The organism is Geofilum rubicundum JCM 15548 (genome assembly GCF_000974365.1).
GTDB lineage: Bacteria > Bacteroidota > Bacteroidia > Bacteroidales > Marinilabiliaceae > Geofilum > Geofilum rubicundum.
Genome location: NZ_BAZW01000001.1, coordinates 149,609 through 167,640 on the forward strand (window position 1 = coordinate 149,609; position 18,032 = coordinate 167,640).

The window sequence follows — 18,032 nt, forward strand, 5'->3', positions numbered from 1 at the left end:
TCACGACCAAGACCGAAGGCAGTGGTCTCGGGACTCAGTTACTCCCGACAAATCCTAGGGGCCCACGGCTGTACCATTTTCTTTAATTCATCTTCTGGTGCGACTGTTTTTACTGTGCGCTGGTAGGGCAATTGGGGGCTTGGTGGAAAAAGAATTATCTGCTATCTTAGGGTTGAATTGAAAATAGGCCTATGTCAAATGTTGCATTGATTGTACCGGAGCGGGCGGCCGATATCGGTAGCTTTATGGTGGGGCGCTTGCTGCCCTTTCGTCAGAAAAGGGCCGTGGGGCCCTTTGTGTTTATTGATCATATGGGCCCCGCAAAGATGGGTCCTGAAGAGAATCTGGATGTCTTGCCGCATCCGCATATAGGATTATCCACACTGACCTATTTGTTTGAGGGGGCCATCCTGCATCGCGACAATATGGGCAATGAAGTGGAAATCCGGCCGGGGGCGGTTAACTGGATGACGGCCGGAAAAGGGGTGGTGCACTCGGAGCGGACGCCCGATTATATGCGCAAGGCGGAAAAGGCGCTTCATGGTTTGCAAATATGGGTGGCCCTGCCTCTTGATCTGGAGGAAACGGATCCTTCTTTTACCCATGTTGAAGCCAGGGATATCCCTCAACTGGAAAGAGACGGCTTACAGATTAAGCTCATTGCCGGAGAGGCTTTTGGCCAACAATCTCCCGTTCCTGTTTACAGCCGCTTGTATTTTCTTGAAATCAAAAGCAGCATCACTCAAACCATTCAGTTGGGCGACGAGCTTTATGGCGAAAGTGGTCTGTACATTTTGGAAGGTTGTGTTAGGAGTGATGGAAATGCTTATGAGCCGAAGCAGCTGCTGATAGCCAAGGACAGTAAGTTGTGTACCTTCGAGATGGAGGCTGGTTCAACGGTTTATCTTTTCGGCGGTGAACCTTTTCCCGAGGAGCGGTACATCGACTGGAACCTGGTCTCGTCCAGTAAGGATCGTCTCAGTCAGGCACGTGAAGACTGGATCAACCAGCGCTTTCCGATTCCACCCGGAGAAAGCGATTATATTCCTTATCCCACACGGGATTGATGGTGTTTCTATTGTTTCTTAGATCAAAATGTTATTGGCTCAAACCTGCATCGATTTATTGCATTATTCAAAAATTTATCCATGAAATTTTAAAATTAAATTTTAGAATTTCATGGATAAATCTCTATATTTGCCATGAATAGCTTAAATTAAACAAAAGTTTATTTGGCGATGATTGATCGAAGGATTATAGCAGATATTAAGGATTCGTTGGACTTTTTTCCGGTGGTTTCCATTATTGGCCCAAGACAGGTGGGTAAAACTACTCTGGCCAAGCATATTATTTCTCAATTCGAAAAGCCCACATTATATTTGGATTTGGAAATCCAGTCGGATTTATTCAAACTAAATGATGCTGAATTGTTTCTTTCCCAACATTCCGATTATTTAGTGGTCATTGACGAAGTTCAGATCAAGAAAGAATTGTACCCACTCATTCGGGGTTTGGTCGATCAACATCGAGTGCCCTCTCGTTTTTTATTATTAGGTTCTGCTTCGCCTGAACTGATACGTGATTCCTCGGAATCATTGGCGGGGCGCATAGCTATCATCAGCTATTTCCAATTGGGCTTACTGAAATTCCTGATACGATTTCTCAAAACGATTTGTGGGTGAAAGGAGGTTTTCCCGATATGCTTTTTACCGAAAAGCAGAAACTATCATATCGTTGGATGGAAAACTTCATTGGCACCTACTTAAACCGTGATTTGTTGCAATTGGGATTGAAGGCCTCGCCAAAAGTGATCCGCAACTTGTGGACTATGATGGCACATCTAAACGGTCAGTTGTTGAATGCCACAACTATTGGTAACTCATTGGGAGTAACAACACCCACTGTGAAGCGTTATGTTGATTTTCTGGAAGATGCTTTTTTGCTAAAGAGCTTGCACCCGTTTCATTGGAATATTTCGAAACGAATAGTAAAAACCCCTAAAGTGTTTCTTACTGACACTGGGATTTTGCACCATCTACTTGGGGTGAACGACTTTTTATCTCTTTCAGGAAATCCAATTGTTGGCAGTTCATGGGAGTCGTTCGTATTCAATCAGGTGTTGGCTATAAAGCCCGACGGCCTTGACCTTTTTTTTTATCGTACTCACCAAGGTGCTGAAGTCGATTTGGTTTTTGCCCGTGGATTAACCGTTGTTGCTACCGCCGAAGTAAAGTATTCCAACTCGCCGCAATTAACTAAGGGGAATTTTCAAGCATTTGACGATTTGAAAGCACCTATGAATTATGTAATCACGCCATCTTCGGACGAGTTTCAGATGAAGGAAAATGTGCGGGTCTGTCCTCTTAAAAGTTTTGTAATGAGTTATTTGAGTGTTCTTTAATGAAGGCTCAAACCTGCATCGATTTATTGCATTTTTTCAGCGTTGATCGGATGATGAGTCCGTGAAAAGGCTTTACCGGGAGGAAGTACATTTCCCCCATCCCATTGTTAAAATGTACCGCAGTGGTAATGCTGAAGACTTGCTTTTCTTTATCCCTCGGTGATGGAGTTAGCAAAAAGGAGGCTCTGAAATTCAGGTGCTTATCGTTTTCTCCCAAAATGTATTCCTTGTCCGTTCTGGCATAGACCTTTTGGAAATGGACTGGCTACTTTCCTTTAATGCCCAGTTGTTCCACTTTTGCTGTTCGCACCTCTCTTATAGCTGTTGGCCAGTGCAGTGCATAAGCTCTCTTTATCGGGATGCCCGTTGATGATTAGTATGTTGTGCATAAATGATACGTTTTTTTAAAGGTTTATTTCCCCAGTTTCAAAATCCGGAGGGCACCTTGCACCACCAGCAAAAAGACGATGGTGCCGACAATTAAATCGGGGTAGGCCGTTTGGGTCCAGAGGACGAAGAGGCCTGCTGTGATGACGCCCAGGTTGATGATGATGTCGTTGGAGGTGAAAATCATGCTGGCTTTCATGTGGGCCTCTTCCTTGCTTTTGGATTTTTGAAGCAGGTAAAGGCAGATGCTGTTGGCGATAAGGGCCAGAATGGAAACCACTATCATGGTGCTGAAATCGGGGAGTTTTTCCGCACCTAAAAATCGACGCAGTACCTCTAAAAAGCCTAGCGACGCAAGGGTGAGCTGGAAATATCCGGCCACTTTGGCGACTTTTTTCTTGCGGAGCAGCGGTCCACCCACCGCATAGAGGCTGATGGCATAGACAAAGGCGTCGGCCAGCATGTCCAGACTGTCGGCCACCAATCCCATCGACCGGGAAATCAATCCGGTGGTCATCTCAATGATGAAAAAGGCAAAGTTGATGATGAGGACGGTCCACAGGAGTTTCTTCTGATGGCTGTCTTCTAAGAAAGTGGTTTTTGCACTGGCCTGGCTGGACAGCCTGCGGCTGCCCAGGTTCAGACTGCTGAGCGCGGTTTCTATGGGAGTGGGTGGACCTTGATGGTAGATGGTTAGTTGGCGGTTGGACAGGTCAAAGGTCAATTCGCGGATGCCATCCATTCCATCCAGTTTCATGCGGATGAGGTTTTCCTCTGAAGGGCAGTCCATTTTTGTGATTTCAAAAATGCTTTTTTCCATAACTGCTGAATGGCCTTAATTTTTCCGTAAAAAATAAATTGGTCCCTTGCTGCTGCGCGTTAACCGACTTAAGTTTCGGGGGCATCAACATGGTGACTCAAATATACGAAAAAATACGATTGGCCTACTGAACCAGTAGTTTCATTCGGTGGGTGCTCAGATCACTGCCCGTCAGCAGGACCTGATAGAGGCCCGCAGGCAGACTTAAATCGCTCAGGGAGAAAGATGTGCCGGTGGAGGAGATGTCCTTTTGGTACTGCAGGACGCCAGAAAGGGTGAAGATTTGAATTTTTGTCTGGCCCGAAATGACTTTGGAGCTGGAAAAGTTAAGCACCTGTCCCTTTAAAGGATTCGGATGCATGCTAAGCAGTGAGGATGCTTGATAGGCGGTTGGTAAGCCGACTGAGATGTCCGTACTGGTGATCACCACCATGGTGATGCTGTTCCACAAACTTTCTGAGTTACCATATCCGGTAATCCTTACATAACGGGCCCTTTGGGTCGGAAAAGCATAGCTTTCTGTCTCTATGGTGGTGCCGGATGATTGGCCGTTATAGACTTCCATGAAGTTACTGCCATCTTCCGATACCTCTATGCTGAAGCTGGAATAGCGGGTATCTCCCCTGAAAAAAGCGAGGTCCACAGCTGAAACATCCCTGATTTCCTGTAAATCAAAAAGCAACCATTCGCCCATGCCGAAGGCCGACCATCTGGTGTCGGTACTGTGATCGAGGGTTCGCTCCGGGGTATTGGAGGTGCCGCTTTCATAACTGCTGGCAGTTACGGTGAGGTTGCCGGTGTAGACAAAGGACAGGGATTCACCGCTTATGATGGACCCGCCGTGGGTGTTCATCAGGTTCTGAACGGAGAGTGTGTGGCTGCCGGGTGTGAGCGTTGGGAGGGATAAGATCACGCCTCTTTGGTCCGCTGCCAGCTCAATACTTTCAATTTCAACACCCGGAATGGTGTAGTGCGTTTTGTCAAGGGCAGATACGGCATCCAGCTCAGCGTTGAAACGGACTTCCAGGTCGGTACCATCCAAACTGATTGATTCCATGAAAAAGGGCAGATCCCCGGGCAATCTGCGTATCATCTCACTGGTGGCCAAAAGGAAGGCACCTACGCCAAAATTGGCGGTGGAGTTTTCATCGACCACCTGGCCGGGAATGGCCCGGTCGCCAATGGGCTGTACATAGCCCACTCTTCCGTTTTCCTGTAAGGCAATGGTCGTCAAGTAGTCCCATGATTTTAAAGCCAGAGGCAAATAAGTCGCCTCATCCAAAATATCCTGGTTGATGCCCCATAAAAAGCCATAAGTAAAAAAGGCCGTGCCACTGGTTTCATAACCCGGGGCATGTTCCGGATCCAGCAGACTGCGGGTCCAGTAACCTTCTGCTTGCTGACAGGCAGCCAAAGAGGCAGCCATTTCCACAAAGTGTCCCTGAAATAGCGCCCTGTGCGGATGCGCTTGTGGCAGATCCTGCAGCACTTTGGCCAGACCGGCAAACACCCAGCCCACGCCACGTGCCCAGAAATCCTTTTGGCCGTTCACCGATTGGTGAGCGGGATATACGTAACGCTGGTCTCTGAAAAACAGTCCGGTGGCCTCATCGTACATAATGCTTTTGGCGTATTCGAAATAATCCACCAGACGCGTGATGTATTGCTCGTCGCCCGTCAATAAGTACAATTTGGTCATGACCGGCATCACCATATATAAACCATCTGCCCACCAAAGGTAGTCGATGGTATCTGTGGCTATCTGGTATTCCATCACTTCCAGCGTGCGGGCAATCATTTTCTCTTCCTTTTTGATGTTGTACAGATCGATGTAGGTCTGAAAACAAATTTGCCAATCGCCGAACAGCACATGCTGGTCCGTTTCGCCATAATCATAGCGCCAGGTCGATGGGTTGTCCGATTTGGCCCCCATCCACGCATTCATTTCTGCCCATTGCAGGGAGTAATCCAGGTAGCTGGAAATCCCTGTGATCTCGTAGGCCGCCATATTGCCCGTATGGTAGGCCGCATGGTCCCAAAAAGCCCAGCCCGGAACCGGATGGGTCTCCTGCCAGTAGTTATTGGCTTTTCGCAATATTTGAACCGCCTCCTCTTTGGAAGGAAGCGTCGAGGCATTGGCCAGGCTCAGGAAGAGGCTGCCAATAATCAGAAGGATGATAAAAAACACTCTCATGGATGAAGAATTTGTTTAAACAAACCTACACTTCATTCTTGAGGAAGACTGTTTCTTTTTCGACATTTTGTGAAACTCCTTCGTCTTTTGGTGTTTTAGGGAGCTGTTTCGACGAAGTCATCGTTGGATGCCACCGTATTTGGCCTGAATCTCTTTTAAAATATTTTCCGATACCAGAAATATGGCCGGTTTGCCCGAGAGGGGGTTGGTCTGGGTGACGACCACCGTGTCATACACCTGCTCAATTTTTTCGTAGGTGAGCACTTCCTGCGGGCTGCCCTTGGTATGGATGGCGCCGTCCTTCATCATGATCAGATAATCACAATACTCTGCAGCCAGATTGAGATCGTGGATGATCATCAATACCGTGAGGTTCATTTCCTGATTGAGGCGTTGGATGAGGTTGAGGATTTCCACCTGATGGGTAATGTCGAGGTGGGAAGTGGGCTCATCCATGAGCAGGAGCTCAGGCTCCTGCGTCAACGCCTGGGCAATGGCGGCGAGCTGCTGCTCTCCGCCGCTGAGCTGCGACAGGTACTTCTTTCGATGGCCATAAACCCCCGTCAGCCGCATGTATTTGCGGGCGATCACCACATCCTTACGGGGCTCAAAAAACTGGAAGGGCTCGCGATAGGGCAAGCGACCCATCAGCACATAATCTTCCACGGTAATGTCGGCCGTATCCGGGAATTGGGATACCACGGCGACTTTTTTGGCCTTTTCTTTGAGTTTGAGGTGGCTCAGACTGGTATTGTGCAGGTGAATGTGGCCCGATTTGGTGGGCAGCTGTCCCGAAATGCCCTTGAACAAAGTCGTTTTGCCGGAACCATTGGGACCAATAATCCCTGCCAGAGCACCCTGTTCCAGTGAAAAAGAGACTTCCCGCAGGTTAAAGCTATGGCCGTATCCACAGGTGAGCTGGTCTATTTTAAGGTAGTCAGATGCCATGCCGCTTCTTATTTCTGCTTTGGTTCAACACAATGATAAAGAGAATGCCGCCGGCTATTCCGGTAATCACCCCTATGGGCAGCTCGTTGGGCGAGATAATGGTGCGGGCCACAATGTCGCTCAACACCAGAAACAGGCCCCCACCCAAAAAAGACCCGATGAGCAAAAAGCGGTAGTCCGACCCCGCCACAAGCCGTATCAAATGCGGAATAACCAGTCCGACAAAGCCAATGACCCCCGCCACCGATACGCAAATGCCTGTTAGCAGTGATGCCGTAAGGAACAACAAGCGGATGGTGGTCTTGCTGTTGATGCCCAGATAGGCCGCCTTTTCCTGTCCCAGCAGCAAGGCGTTGAGGGGACGGGCAAAGAGGTAGCTGATCAGGAGTCCCGCCAGCGCTGAGTAGAGCGTGATTTGAATGAGCATTTTATTGGGCTCGTCCAGCGAGCCCATGATCCAGAATACAATGCCATGCAGATTTTCAGAGGTGGTGATCGACATCAGAAACATCATGCCGATGAGGCCACAAAGCTGATCATCACCCCAATGAGCAGCATTTTATTGATATCGGTACCGCCCCGCAGAAAACCCAGTACGCCAACGATTAAAATCGTTGTCATGGCCCCCGCAAAACCCGCCAGTGGCAGCATAAACATCCCAATGCTCAGGTGAAAGCCCAGTACAATCACGAAGGCCACACCCAAAGCGGCGCCGCCCGAAATGCCCAGGGTGTAGGGCTCAACCAGCGGATTGCGAAAGATGCCTTGTAAAATGGCGCCGGCCAGACTCAAAGCACCGCCTACGGCAAAAGCCAGAACAATGCGGGGCAAGCGTATCTGCGTGAGAATGAAATATTCCATGCTCTCCTTTTGTTGCAGCAGCGAGGGGATGTCCGTCAGTGAAATAGAAGCTTCTCCAATAGTCAGCGACAACAGGGAGGCGGCTACCAGTAAAATGACCAGCAGCAGCGTAAAGAGCGTCCATGAGAGGTATTTGTTGGTCATTGCAATTCTTTCTGGATGGCTTTCATGGTGTTAAGAAAATCCGGCGGGTTAGGCGTACTGGCCATATCCGATTCAATAAAGAACACCTTATTGTTTTTAACTGCATTCAGGTGGGGGTAGAGCTCCCAGGTCTTTTTTTCGTCTTCACCCACTATGCCCATGTTAACGATGATGATGACATCGGGATTTTTTACCAGCACAAATTCCCGGTTAAGGGTGCCCTTGGTAAGGCCCGATGCAATGTTTTCGCCACCCGAAAAGGTGATGTAATCGGCCATAAAGGTGTTGTCGAGCACCGTAAAAAGCGGCTTGGCCCCAATCTGGAAGAAGAACTGTTGGCGTGGCTGGTCCTGGTAAGAATGCTTGATTAAATCGACCTCCCTTCGGGTATGCTGAACAATAGAGTCGGCCGTGGCAGATTGACCAATCAGATCACCCAGTTCCAGAAACTGGGTGCAGAGCACTTCGAAATTGGAGGGTGTAGAAAGGACTTTGGTTGGGATGCCGGCCCGTCTGATAATTTCCAGTGTCTCGGGATTGGTAATGGTTGAGGCCACCACCAAATCGGGTTTAAGCGTAATGACTTTTTCAACATTGACCGAGATGGCTGTGGCCACCACTTCTTTGTTGTCCTTTTCAGCAATGTGACAGTAACTGGTGCGACCCACCAATTGATCCGCCCCACCCAAATAATAAATACTTTTGGTGAGGGAAGGTGCCAGCGATACAATGCGCATGGGCCGGTCCTGGGCTTTAACAACAATAGGTCCCATGAGGGCGAAAAGAAATAATAAAACTTTCACCTGCCCCAAGCCCTTGCTAAGCAGTCGTGCACCTTTTGATGCGAAAATGATTTTTTGAATGACCTTCATGATAAAAATGTTTGACAACTTTTTCCCCGAAGTTGTGGTTAAACAATAGGATGCGATTGGCAGGTCTTCTGGCTTGTCAGTTATCAGAAAGTAGTGGTTCGTTTTGCCTTTTTTCCATCCCGCTTCGCGGGACTACGCTTCGCTTCGGCTCCGGATTTTAACCGGATTCCCTTTTGTTTTGTGGCGCGGTAGCGACACAAAAACCTAATCGACCGCAAATTTACATTATTATTACTATTTTAGCGCTTCAAACCAATACTTTCTGTTTCCATGGATGATCCGAACCCCCTTGGGGAACTCGATAATCTTTTGAAAGGTGAAGTGCTGACCGATACGGTTTCCCGCACTTTGTATGCTACCGATGCTTCTGTTTATCAAGCCTTACCGCAGGCCGTTATATTGCCGCGTGATGTCACGGATGTTTCCATGATTGTCCGCTGGGCCGCCCAAAAGGGGATCCCGCTCATACCGCGTGGTGCGGGGACTTCCCTGGCCGGACAAGTGGTGGGCAATGGCGTGGTGGTAGACGTATCGGCCCACCTGAACCACATCCTTGAAATCAATGCCCAGGAAGGCTGGGCCGAAGTGGAGCCGGGGGTGGTGCTGGATGACTTGAACCGGGCTGCCGGTCGTCACGGACTGTTTTTTGGCCCGGAGACTTCCACGTCTAACCGCTGCACCATGGGCGGCATGGTGGCCAATAACAGTTGTGGGTCGCATTCCATGGTCTATGGCAGTACCCGGGATCACATTCTGGAGGTGAAGGGATTTTTGGCCAGTGGCGATGAGGTGACTTTCCGACCTATGCAGAAGTGGGAGTTTGACAAGAAGTGCCGGGAAGAAGGCGCTGAGGGTGATATCTACCGTCTCATGCGGGAGATTTATACCGATAACCCGGTCCGTAAGCAAATCCGAAAAGAATTTCCCCATCCCGATATCAAACGACGTAATTCAGGTTATGCCCTGGATGTTTTGCTGGATACCGCCCCTTTTAATCCGCAGGGTGAACTGTTTAATCTGGCCCGATTGATTGCCGGATCGGAAGGTACCCTGCTATTTATGACCTCTGTAAAGGTGGCTTTGGTGCCGGTTCCGGCGCCGCACAAGCTCCTGTTGTGTGCCCATTTTTCCTCTCTGCAAGAGGCTTTGCTGGCAAACATTGAGGCAGTGCACCACCACTCGCCCGATGCGGTGGAGTTGATGGATAAAAAAATACTGGATTTAACGCTCGACAATCCGCTGCAACGGACCAACCGCTTTTTTGTGGAGGGAGATCCGGCGGCTTTGTTGCTGATTGAGTTGTCGGGGGAGGAGGAAGCCACGATCTTTGAGAAGGCAGCCGGATTAACTGCTGCATTCAAGGCATTGGGACTGGGTTATGCTTTCCCTATCGTAACAGGGAAAGAGATTTCCCGGGTATGGGCATTGCGGAAGGCGGGACTGGGCGTTTTGTCCAACATGAAGGGCGATGCCCGACCGGTCACCCTGATTGAAGACACTGCCGTGCGGGTGGACGATTTGCCGGCCTATGTGGAAGACATTAACGCCATGCTGGGCAAATTTGGCAAGAGTTGCGTTTATCACGCCCATGCAGGATCAGGAGAGTTGCACATCCGACCTGTTTTGAATTTGAAGGAGAGTGCTGATATTAAGTTGTTTCGTCAGATCGCCGAAGAAACGGCCGGCATCGTTAAAAAATACCATGGCTCGCTGAGCGGCGAGCATGGCGATGGTCGCCTCCGCGGAGAGTTTATCCCTTTGATGGTGGCGCTGCCAATTATGAATTGATGAAAAGGGTCAAAAAGGTTTTTGACCCGCAGGGTCTGTTGAACCCCGGAAAAATTACCGGCACACCACCCATGGATCAGTCCTTTCGTTATCAGCCAGAAGCTAAGAAGGTCATTGAGCCAACGGCTTTCAACTGGACGGCCGACGGCGGCTTGCTGCGTGCCGTGGAAAGGTGCAGCGGTTCGGGCGACTGCATCAAGAGCAGTCTGGCCGGCGGCACCATGTGTCCCAGTTATATGGGCACCCGCGATGAGAAGCATTCCACCCGTGGACGCGCCAATGCCCTTCGCGCCTTTTTGCAGGGGCAAAAGGAGGTCGATGGCATGGGGCTGGATGAGATGGCCGGCGTTTTGGATCTGTGCCTGAGTTGCAAGGCCTGTAAAAGTGAGTGTCCCTCAGGGGTGGATATGGCCCGGTTAAAGGCGGAGTTCATGCAGTATTTTCATGATCAGCGGGGCGTGGATTTTGGCACTAGGGTCATGGCCCATCTGCCGCTCATCAACCGCTGGCTGTTCCCCTTTCGCCAACTGGCCAATCCCCTGCTTTCAACGCTCTGGTTAAAGCGGCGCTTGAATGGTTTGGCCGGCATCAGCAAGGAGCGCACATTGCCGACCTACAGCGCCAAGCGCTTCGATACCTGGTTTCACCGCCAGGGCGGATTGATTGATGAGCGACCCAACGGTAGGGTCATGCTCCTGGCCGATGAGTTTACCAATTTTTACGACAGTCCGATAGGTATCAAAACCGTTCTTTTATTACATCGTTTGGGTTATGGGGTGGTGCTGGCACCCATCAAAGAGAGTGGTCGCACCCAAATCAGTAAGGGCTTTGTGCGCAGTGCGGGCGTCATCGCCAAACACAACCTTCATAAATTAAAGAGACGGGTGACGGCAGATTTGCCACTGGTGGGTATTGAGCCTTCTACTGTGCTGACTTTTAGAGATGAATACCCCGATTTGGTGCCACAGTCGATGCGCCAACAAGCGCTGGATACAGCCGAACACACTTTCACCATTGAAGAGTTTTTGCACCGCGAAATGAAGGCCGGTCGCATTCTCCCCTCTGCTTTTACCGACGCGGAGCGCGACATACAATTTCATGCCCATTGCTACCAAAAGTCTTTGTCGCACACCAGTATCATTAAAGAAGTCCTTTCCTTCCCCAAAAACTACAGCGCCACCGAAATCCCTTCAGGTTGTTGCGGCATGGCCGGCGGTTTTGGTTACGAAGAGAAACACTATCACCTGTCCATGAAAATCGGAGAACTGACCCTCTTTCCCCATGTGCGACAAACACCTGAAAGTACGCTTTTGGTAGCTCCGGGCCACTCTTGTCGCCATCAAATTAAAGATGGCACCCAGCGTGATGCGGTGCATCCGGTGGAGTTGTTGTTTGAGGCTTTATTGTAGGTGACGGCAATGTCGGCCACAATGCAGTTTCGTTTCACAAAATTGGGCTTGTCGGAAGAACAATGCCAATTAATCTATATATTTGGTCGGAGGTGTTGATTTTAGCGACTATTTGACCAAAAAAAGTTTTATGAACATTGTATTTAAACAAGTCGGGAATAAGGACAAGCAAACGGTTTTGCAACTTTTCAGAAACGCTGCTGAAAAAATTAATAGGATGAATATTGACCACTGGCAGTACTGGATAAATCCACCAATAGAAAAAATAAAATGGGTGGATGAAGGTATCCAGAATGATGAGTTTTATTTTGTCCAGACTTTGAATGGTGAATGTTTAGGAATGGTTAGAATAATGGAGGAGGATTTGTTGTATTGGGGAAAACAAAAAGAAAAAGCAAGATATATTCATTCCTTAGTTGTCACCGACAAGTACAACGGAAAAGGAATTGGCAATCAAATAATACAGCAAATAGAAGAAAATGCGAAGGAGGACAATTGTAGATATTTAAGACTTGATGCGGACTCTAAAAACCCCAAGCTATGCAGTTACTATGAAAAATTGGGTTTTGAAAAAGTTGGAACAAAAGAATTACCCTTGTCAACCTACAATCTTTATGAAAAAGATTTAAAATCTAGCGACCGAATGAAAATAGATATTTGAAATCAATCTCAAATGCAAAGGACTAATCGGCTTCAAAACCGGTCAAGGGTATATAAACGTCTTCGTTCCTCAGCCGACCTTGGCCAATTTTGACAGACTGTTGGTACAATGAATTGAATAATCACCGCTTTACCTACTGGTGCGGGGGGATGATTTTCCAAATGTCCGAAAAACTCTTTCTCTAATAGATTCTGCAACAAAGTTGTTTAATGACATTTTATCCTCCATCGCAAGCAAAGCTGCTTTCTGATGAAGCTCGGCTGAAATCCGCACGTTAAAGCTGCCTTTAAAGGGCTTTTCAGGTGTAATTCCTTCTTCCATACAGTCGGTTAAATAGGCATCGACAGCCTCTTTAAAATCAACTTCTAACTCCCTGCCTGTTTTTCCTTCATAGGATATCAGGCCATTGATGCCAAGAGCTTTTCCATACAACAAATCATCTTCTTTGCTGTATTCAATACTTCCTGTATATCCTTTATATTCTAAATTTTTCATGTGTCTATAATTTGATTTTTAATTGCCACATGGAACTCGCAAATAATTATTTCACTCTGTGAAAAATTTCTCATTTAGCTCGTTTCATAATCCTAATACCTCCTTTAATTGTTTCAACTGATACTGCTTCAAAATACCCGATGGATGTGGCTTATGAAGCATTATGGGCAATCCATGGGGGTTCATAAATTTAACCCGGGAACCCGAGGTTTTCCCTTTCTTTATTTCTCTAAATTCAAAATAGCCTAAAAGCTTAACCATTTCATCGTAATGAAAATCTGATGGCATAGTCAAAAAACGGGCTATTAACTTTTCCCTTTTAGACATAATACAAATGTAACTATATTTAGTTGCAAAATCAACAGCATATATTTTAAAGCATGATATTTCTCCAGTTCTTTCTGTAAGTCCTCCAATGTGCTACTACAGCAACTTAAAAATCCCGCCCGGCCTGCTTTTGATCAGTCCCTTGAACTCCATGTCGAGTAAGGTGGCCGATAGTTTGGGAATGGGGATGCCGCAGGACATACTGAGGAGGTTGAGGTTCATTTCTTTTTCCGTGATCAGGAGATCCATGATGGTTTTTTCTTCGGGACTGTCGGGTGCTTTGAACAGAGCACCTTGGGTGGATTGTTCGTTGTTGGTCTGGCTCTCCCAGCCCAGGGCGTATTCCAGATCTTCAATGGATTCAATAAGGGCCGCAATGTTGGTTTTAATGAGCTTGTTGCAACCGCCTGAGGCGGTGTCGTTGACCCGTCCCGGAAAGGCCAGCACGTCGCGGTTGTAGCTGGCAGCAATGCCGGCGGTAATGAGGGCTCCTCCTTGTGGGCCGATTCAACCACCACCACGGTATCACATATACCGGCGACTATGCGGTTGCGCTTCACAAAATTGGGCCTGTCGGGATTGGTGCCGGTCATGAATTCTGTGAGCAGTGCACCTTGTTGGGTGATTTCACGGGCTGTCTGACTGTGCGTTCCCGGGTAAATCCGGTCCAGTCCGTGTGCCAGAACCGCCACAGTTGGCAGCTTGTTTTTCAGCGCTGCCCTGTGGGCGCAGATGTCGATGCCATAGGCCAGCCCACTCACAATCAAAGTTCCGGGATGTCTTTGGGCGATGTCGGCAATCAGCTTTTCGCAGAGGATGAGCCCGTCGGACGTTGGCCGACGGGTGCCTACAATACTGATGATTTTGGGGAGTTCGAAATCTACCTTCCCTTTAGCAAAAAGCAATAAGGGGGCATCTTCACAATACGATAAGCGACGGGGGTAATTATCTTCCGTAAAAAAGTAGGTTTGTAAGTGGTGTTTTTGAATAAAGTCAATCTCTTGTTCGGCGCGGGCCAGCAGACTCCCCTTATCCAGATTTTTTAGCTTGTGGGCCATGACCGAACCGATACCGGGTATTTTTTCGAATTTTGATTCGGGGGAGAAAACAGCATCCACCGATCCAAGATAGGTGATGAGATTACGGGCCAGTTTGGGGCCAATGCCGTTGATGAGACTTAAAGCAATTTGGTGTTTTAACATGATGGGTTGGGTTATGGGTGAATGGAGGTTGACCAGTAGGGTTTATTTTTCCATCTTTTTTAGGAAGGTCAATATCTTTTCTCTTTCGGCCGCGTTGAGGGCCGAAAAACCAATGGCGGGATAACGTGCCAGTCCTCCCCTGGTCTGCTCATAAATATAGAGGTGATGAAAGAGTCCGTTAAAAGATGGTTTAATTTCATGCTTGCGGTAGCGCGACCACGGAATTTGAATCGACTTGTATTCACGCCCCATCGGGAAAAGATTGAAATATTTAATTCGAAACAGATCTTTCTCCGATTCTATTTCAATGTAGTGATACCCGCCGCTGGCAAAGAACACCGCAATGAGCACCACCAATACACCCAAAGCTATTTGGGCTGCCACAGGAAGGTCGTTTTTAACGACCACCGACAACACAAAAAGCGCCAGAGCTGTGAGCCAGCTAATGGCAAAAGTTTTAATGTACTTACCGGCTGTTTTTTTATTGTTCATTTGAGTATGCTCTTAATTTGGTTGTTGCCCTTTGAACCAGCATGAAGAATAAAGCCAGTCATTTTTTGAACAGGATTTATGCTCATTCAAATTTTATCTTTGTTTATTCTGTTATCGATATAACATTTGGGCATTGCAAAAAACAAAAAAACAAGCTAAAAAGCAAAAGAATTCGGTGACACCAAATAAAACTTCAGAAGCCCTCACCTTAATTTTCCAATGAATAAAATGGGATTGTCATTTTCGTTACAATCAAATGCCAATAGTTGCTCTTTGCTTAAGGAGCTTGGGTTGATGACGCTGACAGCATTCTCGGCATTAATATAATACGGCCAAAATGGAGGCGCCTTTTCAATCAGATCATTATCAAAACCAAGAATTGGAACAGTGTTTTCTTCCTGTTTTAGAAGCCACGGGTTCATTTTTTTGACCGAGTTTGGCTTTTCTTTACAATATAGGTTACCAGTACCGGGTTGTCTTCGGCTTTTAGCTTAGGTTTGATTGAGTTAAAGAGCGAAAAACTGTCACGTCTTATTAAATTTGGTGCAATCTCATTAATGAGCATCTTTTCATTTAAAAGTATAGGCTTAAGGGGCCATGGTGGTCATCTCTCGTACCATATTTTTGAAACAAGTAATCATTGGTCCCTTTTTTATGTGCAATAAAAACCCTCTCATGTCCTTTAACGATGGAAAAAAAGAATAAGTCGCCTGTTTTATGAAAAGTGTTCAAATTGTAGTACAAATCTGATTGTTGGATTTGATTGAAGGTCTCATTGTTCTTAGGGCCAAGCTTTTTAAGTAATTCCGATAGTTTCCGGTTGTTGTCTGGATTGACTTCAAGAAAGGGTTCTACAGATGAAGATGTAATTTTATATACTTTATTTACGCTACGCGGAAGTGATGGAACAAAAAACGTTTCATTATTGAAATTGGAAAAGATAGTATTTGTTATCGCTGACAAATAAGTATGTCCCGACCATTTTTTGTCAAAGGGCATTCCTGACCATTTTCTTTGATAGACTGAATCCGTTGCAACAATAGCAGAGTATTCAATGGTGTCGTTAAAATGGTTCGCGGCTGGTAATGAAAATACGAAACAATTCTCTTCAACCCTAGTAAACGCAGAGGCACAAAAATCAATGCTGTTTTCTTTTAGGAACCGTCCGTTTAAAGAATATTTAAGCACTTTTTTTGAATTACATCCATCTAATAAGTAAATTGTATTACCTTCAAAATCCACATATACATCCGATAGTCGGATGTATTCTCCGGGACCTCTGCCATGTCTGGCTATTCGGGAAACAAAAGAGCCATTCGAGTTAAACACCAAGGCGGAATTACCATGCACATCCAGAATGACAATGTAATCTTCTGATAGAAATATTTTACTGATGTATTTGATGAGTGATTCTTCTGTGGTTTCCAGCTGAATGATCTGGTCTACCGCAAAAATGCTGTCAATAACTAATTCTTTGACTGCGAGTCTTTTAAGGTCAATGGAGTATGGGCTCTCTATTTTGGTGTCTTCACATGATGCTAGAATGAGAAATTTAAAAACCAGCAATGAAGAAAAAACATATAATCCAACGACTTTTAAGTGGTTTGGTTTCATAATGAAATAGGGTTAATTAGGAGGTGGCATGAAGAAGATAAAGATCTGCAATAGCTGAGGTGCAGAAGGCACTTTGGCAATGTTTTAGTGTAGAAGGTGCTTGGGGGCATATTAAGGTGTTAAGGTTGATTTGGGGGTTTTGAAAACAATGAAATACAAAAATAGGACTTTAGTTGTATATACAAAATAAATGGCTGGGCGTTTTCAATTTTTAAAAGAAGGCACTCTCGTTGAAAAGTCTTATTTTTGCAGGGTTGTTGTGCTGGTCGGGGAAATGTCTCAGACGGTGGCCATGAAAGCAACATGTTTTAGTTTCCATTTTAGATACTTTATAGCTCATGCAATCTCTACATACGCAGGAAACCGATGTTTATTTGGCCGAGGATCTGGCCAAGGATTTGGCCCATTTGATGGAACCTTATCAAAATGAAAAGGTTTTTGTTGTAACGGATGAAAATACGCAGAAGTTGTGTTTTCCGATTATTGAGAAGGTGCCGGGAATCAGTGCCGATCGCTGCATTGTGATTGGGGCCGGAGATGAACATAAGGACACGGCGTCCTTGATTCGTGTCTGGGAGGCTTTGGTGGAAGGAGGTGCCACGCGGCACTCTTTGCTGATTAATCTGGGTGGCGGTATGCCCTGTGATTTGGGCGGATTTGCGGCGGCGACTTTTAAAAGAGGCATTGATTTTATCAATATTCCTACCACGCTGCTGGCGCAGGTGGACGCCTCAGTCGGGGGCAAGACAGGCATTAATTTCAAGGGCTATAAAAATGAAATCGGTTCCTTTATGCAGGCCAAACATGTGTTGGTCGATATATCGTTACTGAAATCTCTGGATGAAGCTAACCTGATTTCAGGTTTTGCCGAGATGATCAAACACGCCTACTTAAAAAGCAATGAATTTCTCGATCGCACTCTGGCTTTTGATATCCGGAATCCGGACTGGCAGGAACTGACAGAATTGGTGGCGGCTTCCATTATAATCAAAGACGATGTGGTGACGGCCGATCCTTTAGAGAAAAATATTCGCAAAGCCCTGAACCTGGGGCATACCATTGGGCATGCCTTTGAGAGTTTGGCCCTCAAACGCCACCGTCCGCTTTTGCATGGCTATGCCGTGGCCTTTGGCATGGTGGCAGAGCTCTATCTGGCGCATGCGAAGCTGGGTTTCCCCATGGATTTGGTGGACCAGCTGAGCCTATACACCAAAAGGGTGTATGGTGTTTTTGAATACTCAGCCGCCGATTTTGATTATTTATATGAGACCATGACGCACGATAAAAAAAACCAGTCCGGTCGAATGAATTTTACCCTGTTGCGCCAACCCGGCGATGTGGCCATCAACACCCATTGCGAAAAAGATGAGGTTGTGGCGGCTTTAAACTACTATTTAACATCTAACATCTAAGCATA

At 46.8% G+C, this 18,032-nt stretch carries 18 protein-coding genes, 2 pseudogenes and 1 riboswitch; of the genes and pseudogenes, 7 read left to right on the forward strand and 13 right to left on the reverse strand.

Features of this window, described 5'->3' with window-relative positions; translation table 11 throughout:
* The first annotated feature begins 191 nt into the window (after positions 1-191).
* The 3 genes from JCM15548_RS00610 (at position 192) to JCM15548_RS22420 (ending at position 2,401) form a co-directional block, all read left to right on the forward strand.
* The gene (locus tag JCM15548_RS00610) at positions 192-1,067 is read left to right on the forward strand and encodes a pirin family protein (RefSeq protein WP_062121985.1); all 876 of its coding nucleotides are present in this window, start codon (positions 192-194) and stop codon (positions 1,065-1,067) included.
* A gap of 171 nt (positions 1,068-1,238) precedes the next feature.
* The gene (locus JCM15548_RS22415) at positions 1,239-1,682 is read left to right on the forward strand and encodes an AAA family ATPase (protein ID WP_062121986.1); all 444 of its coding nucleotides are present in this window, start codon (positions 1,239-1,241) and stop codon (positions 1,680-1,682) included.
* A complete protein-coding gene (locus JCM15548_RS22420) occupies positions 1,679-2,401 on the forward strand; it encodes an ATP-binding protein (protein WP_062121987.1) in 723 nt (240 codons plus the stop codon). The genes JCM15548_RS22415 and JCM15548_RS22420 overlap by 4 nt, the downstream gene beginning before the upstream one ends.
* 7 nt (positions 2,402-2,408) lie before the next feature.
* Here JCM15548_RS22420 and JCM15548_RS26025 read toward each other — a convergent pair.
* From JCM15548_RS26025 to JCM15548_RS00645, 7 genes and pseudogenes are all read right to left on the reverse strand, one after another.
* A pseudogene (locus tag JCM15548_RS26025) lies at positions 2,409-2,645 on the reverse strand (DUF2867 domain-containing protein); the annotation flags it as partial.
* Between the two features lie 168 nt (positions 2,646-2,813).
* A complete protein-coding gene (locus JCM15548_RS00625; protein WP_439645434.1) occupies positions 2,814-3,578 on the reverse strand; it encodes a cation efflux transmembrane domain-containing protein in 765 nt (254 codons plus the stop codon).
* Positions 3,579-3,732: 154 nt separating this feature from the next.
* Positions 3,733-5,802, reverse strand: a complete 2,070-nt coding sequence (locus JCM15548_RS20845; protein ID WP_083984893.1) for a glycoside hydrolase family 88 protein — start codon at positions 5,800-5,802, stop codon at positions 3,733-3,735.
* A 117-nt stretch (positions 5,803-5,919) separates the two neighbouring features.
* Positions 5,920-6,750, reverse strand: a complete 831-nt coding sequence (locus JCM15548_RS00635) for an ABC transporter ATP-binding protein (RefSeq protein ID WP_062121989.1) — start codon at positions 6,748-6,750, stop codon at positions 5,920-5,922.
* Positions 6,740-7,264 carry a FecCD family ABC transporter permease gene (locus JCM15548_RS24870; RefSeq protein ID WP_262486826.1) on the reverse strand — a complete coding sequence of 175 codons (525 nt, stop codon included), beginning with the start codon at positions 7,262-7,264 and terminating at the stop codon, positions 6,740-6,742. Before JCM15548_RS24870 ends, JCM15548_RS00635 begins: the two co-directional genes overlap by 11 nt.
* Positions 7,261-7,755, reverse strand: a complete 495-nt coding sequence (locus JCM15548_RS24875; protein ID WP_262486827.1) for a FecCD family ABC transporter permease — start codon at positions 7,753-7,755, stop codon at positions 7,261-7,263. Before JCM15548_RS24875 ends, JCM15548_RS24870 begins: the two co-directional genes overlap by 4 nt.
* Positions 7,752-8,627, reverse strand: a complete 876-nt coding sequence (locus JCM15548_RS00645) for an ABC transporter substrate-binding protein (RefSeq protein ID WP_062121990.1) — start codon at positions 8,625-8,627, stop codon at positions 7,752-7,754. Before JCM15548_RS00645 ends, JCM15548_RS24875 begins: the two co-directional genes overlap by 4 nt.
* A 41-nt stretch (positions 8,628-8,668) precedes the next feature.
* Positions 8,669-8,851: riboswitch (cobalamin riboswitch) on the reverse strand.
* A 46-nt stretch (positions 8,852-8,897) separates the two neighbouring features.
* Between JCM15548_RS00645 and JCM15548_RS22425 the strand changes: the two genes are divergently transcribed.
* The 3 genes from JCM15548_RS22425 to JCM15548_RS00655 all read left to right on the forward strand — a co-directional run bounded on the left by JCM15548_RS22425 (position 8,898) and on the right by JCM15548_RS00655 (position 12,485).
* Positions 8,898-10,415, forward strand: coding sequence for an FAD-binding oxidoreductase (locus tag JCM15548_RS22425; RefSeq protein ID WP_262486828.1), 1,518 nt, complete (start codon positions 8,898-8,900; stop codon positions 10,413-10,415).
* The gene (locus JCM15548_RS22430; protein WP_262486829.1) at positions 10,415-11,824 is read left to right on the forward strand and encodes a (Fe-S)-binding protein; all 1,410 of its coding nucleotides are present in this window, start codon (positions 10,415-10,417) and stop codon (positions 11,822-11,824) included. The genes JCM15548_RS22425 and JCM15548_RS22430 overlap by 1 nt, the downstream gene beginning before the upstream one ends.
* A 130-nt stretch (positions 11,825-11,954) precedes the next feature.
* Positions 11,955-12,485 (forward strand): GNAT family N-acetyltransferase, encoded by a 531-nt coding sequence (locus tag JCM15548_RS00655; RefSeq protein ID WP_062121991.1) that lies wholly within the window; start codon positions 11,955-11,957, stop codon positions 12,483-12,485.
* 129 nt (positions 12,486-12,614) lie between these two features.
* Here JCM15548_RS00655 and JCM15548_RS00660 read toward each other — a convergent pair whose 3' ends face one another.
* The 6 genes and pseudogenes from JCM15548_RS00660 to JCM15548_RS00685 form a co-directional block, all read right to left on the reverse strand.
* Positions 12,615-12,980 carry a type II toxin-antitoxin system HicB family antitoxin gene (locus tag JCM15548_RS00660; RefSeq protein WP_062121992.1) on the reverse strand — a complete coding sequence of 122 codons (366 nt, stop codon included), beginning with the start codon at positions 12,978-12,980 and terminating at the stop codon, positions 12,615-12,617.
* A gap of 84 nt (positions 12,981-13,064) precedes the next feature.
* Positions 13,065-13,307, reverse strand: a complete 243-nt coding sequence (locus JCM15548_RS00665; RefSeq protein WP_062121993.1) for a type II toxin-antitoxin system HicA family toxin — start codon at positions 13,305-13,307, stop codon at positions 13,065-13,067.
* Between the two features lie 96 nt (positions 13,308-13,403).
* Positions 13,404-13,556 carry a DprA-like winged helix domain-containing protein gene (locus tag JCM15548_RS22435; protein ID WP_262486845.1) on the reverse strand — a complete coding sequence of 51 codons (153 nt, stop codon included), beginning with the start codon at positions 13,554-13,556 and terminating at the stop codon, positions 13,404-13,406.
* A 156-nt stretch (positions 13,557-13,712) separates the two neighbouring features.
* Positions 13,713-14,509 (reverse strand): annotated as a pseudogene (dprA, locus tag JCM15548_RS26030) (DNA-processing protein DprA); the annotation flags it as partial.
* Between the two features lie 42 nt (positions 14,510-14,551).
* Positions 14,552-15,001: a hypothetical protein gene (locus JCM15548_RS00675; protein ID WP_062121994.1), complete on the reverse strand. Its 450-nt coding sequence runs from the start codon at positions 14,999-15,001 to the stop codon at positions 14,552-14,554.
* Between the two features lie 573 nt (positions 15,002-15,574).
* Positions 15,575-16,615 carry a DUF4934 domain-containing protein gene (locus JCM15548_RS00685; RefSeq protein WP_062121996.1) on the reverse strand — a complete coding sequence of 347 codons (1,041 nt, stop codon included), beginning with the start codon at positions 16,613-16,615 and terminating at the stop codon, positions 15,575-15,577.
* 338 nt (positions 16,616-16,953) lie between these two features.
* On the opposite strand from JCM15548_RS00685, the gene aroB reads away from it, so the two are divergent.
* Entirely contained in the window at positions 16,954-18,027 is a 1,074-nt protein-coding gene (aroB, locus tag JCM15548_RS00690) for a 3-dehydroquinate synthase (protein WP_062121997.1), read from the forward strand.
* The last annotated feature ends 5 nt before the right edge of the window (positions 18,028-18,032 follow it).

Coding starts and splice junctions, on each gene's coding strand:
- JCM15548_RS00655 (WP_062121991.1), top strand. CDS start 11,955: ATGAACATTGTATTTAAACAAGTCGGGAATAAGGACAAGCAAACGGTT.
- JCM15548_RS24875 (WP_262486827.1), bottom strand. CDS start 7,755: ATGACCAACAAATACCTCTCATGGACGCTCTTTACGCTGCTGCTGGTC.
- JCM15548_RS00665 (WP_062121993.1), bottom strand. CDS start 13,307: ATGTCTAAAAGGGAAAAGTTAATAGCCCGTTTTTTGACTATGCCATCA.
- aroB (WP_062121997.1), top strand. CDS start 16,954: ATGCAATCTCTACATACGCAGGAAACCGATGTTTATTTGGCCGAGGAT.
- JCM15548_RS22425 (WP_262486828.1), top strand. CDS start 8,898: ATGGATGATCCGAACCCCCTTGGGGAACTCGATAATCTTTTGAAAGGT.
- JCM15548_RS22415 (WP_062121986.1), top strand. CDS start 1,239: ATGATTGATCGAAGGATTATAGCAGATATTAAGGATTCGTTGGACTTT.
- JCM15548_RS00610 (WP_062121985.1), top strand. CDS start 192: ATGTCAAATGTTGCATTGATTGTACCGGAGCGGGCGGCCGATATCGGT.
- JCM15548_RS22435 (WP_262486845.1), bottom strand. CDS start 13,556: ATGGATCTCCTGATCACGGAAAAAGAAATGAACCTCAACCTCCTCAGT.
- JCM15548_RS24870 (WP_262486826.1), bottom strand. CDS start 7,264: ATGATGTTTCTGATGTCGATCACCACCTCTGAAAATCTGCATGGCATT.
- JCM15548_RS22430 (WP_262486829.1), top strand. CDS start 10,415: ATGAAAAGGGTCAAAAAGGTTTTTGACCCGCAGGGTCTGTTGAACCCC.
- JCM15548_RS20845 (WP_083984893.1), bottom strand. CDS start 5,802: ATGAGAGTGTTTTTTATCATCCTTCTGATTATTGGCAGCCTCTTCCTG.
- JCM15548_RS00685 (WP_062121996.1), bottom strand. CDS start 16,615: ATGAAACCAAACCACTTAAAAGTCGTTGGATTATATGTTTTTTCTTCA.
- JCM15548_RS00635 (WP_062121989.1), bottom strand. CDS start 6,750: ATGGCATCTGACTACCTTAAAATAGACCAGCTCACCTGTGGATACGGC.
- JCM15548_RS00625 (WP_439645434.1), bottom strand. CDS start 3,578: ATGGACTGCCCTTCAGAGGAAAACCTCATCCGCATGAAACTGGATGGA.
- JCM15548_RS00645 (WP_062121990.1), bottom strand. CDS start 8,627: ATGAAGGTCATTCAAAAAATCATTTTCGCATCAAAAGGTGCACGACTG.
- JCM15548_RS00660 (WP_062121992.1), bottom strand. CDS start 12,980: ATGAAAAATTTAGAATATAAAGGATATACAGGAAGTATTGAATACAGC.
- JCM15548_RS00675 (WP_062121994.1), bottom strand. CDS start 15,001: ATGAACAATAAAAAAACAGCCGGTAAGTACATTAAAACTTTTGCCATT.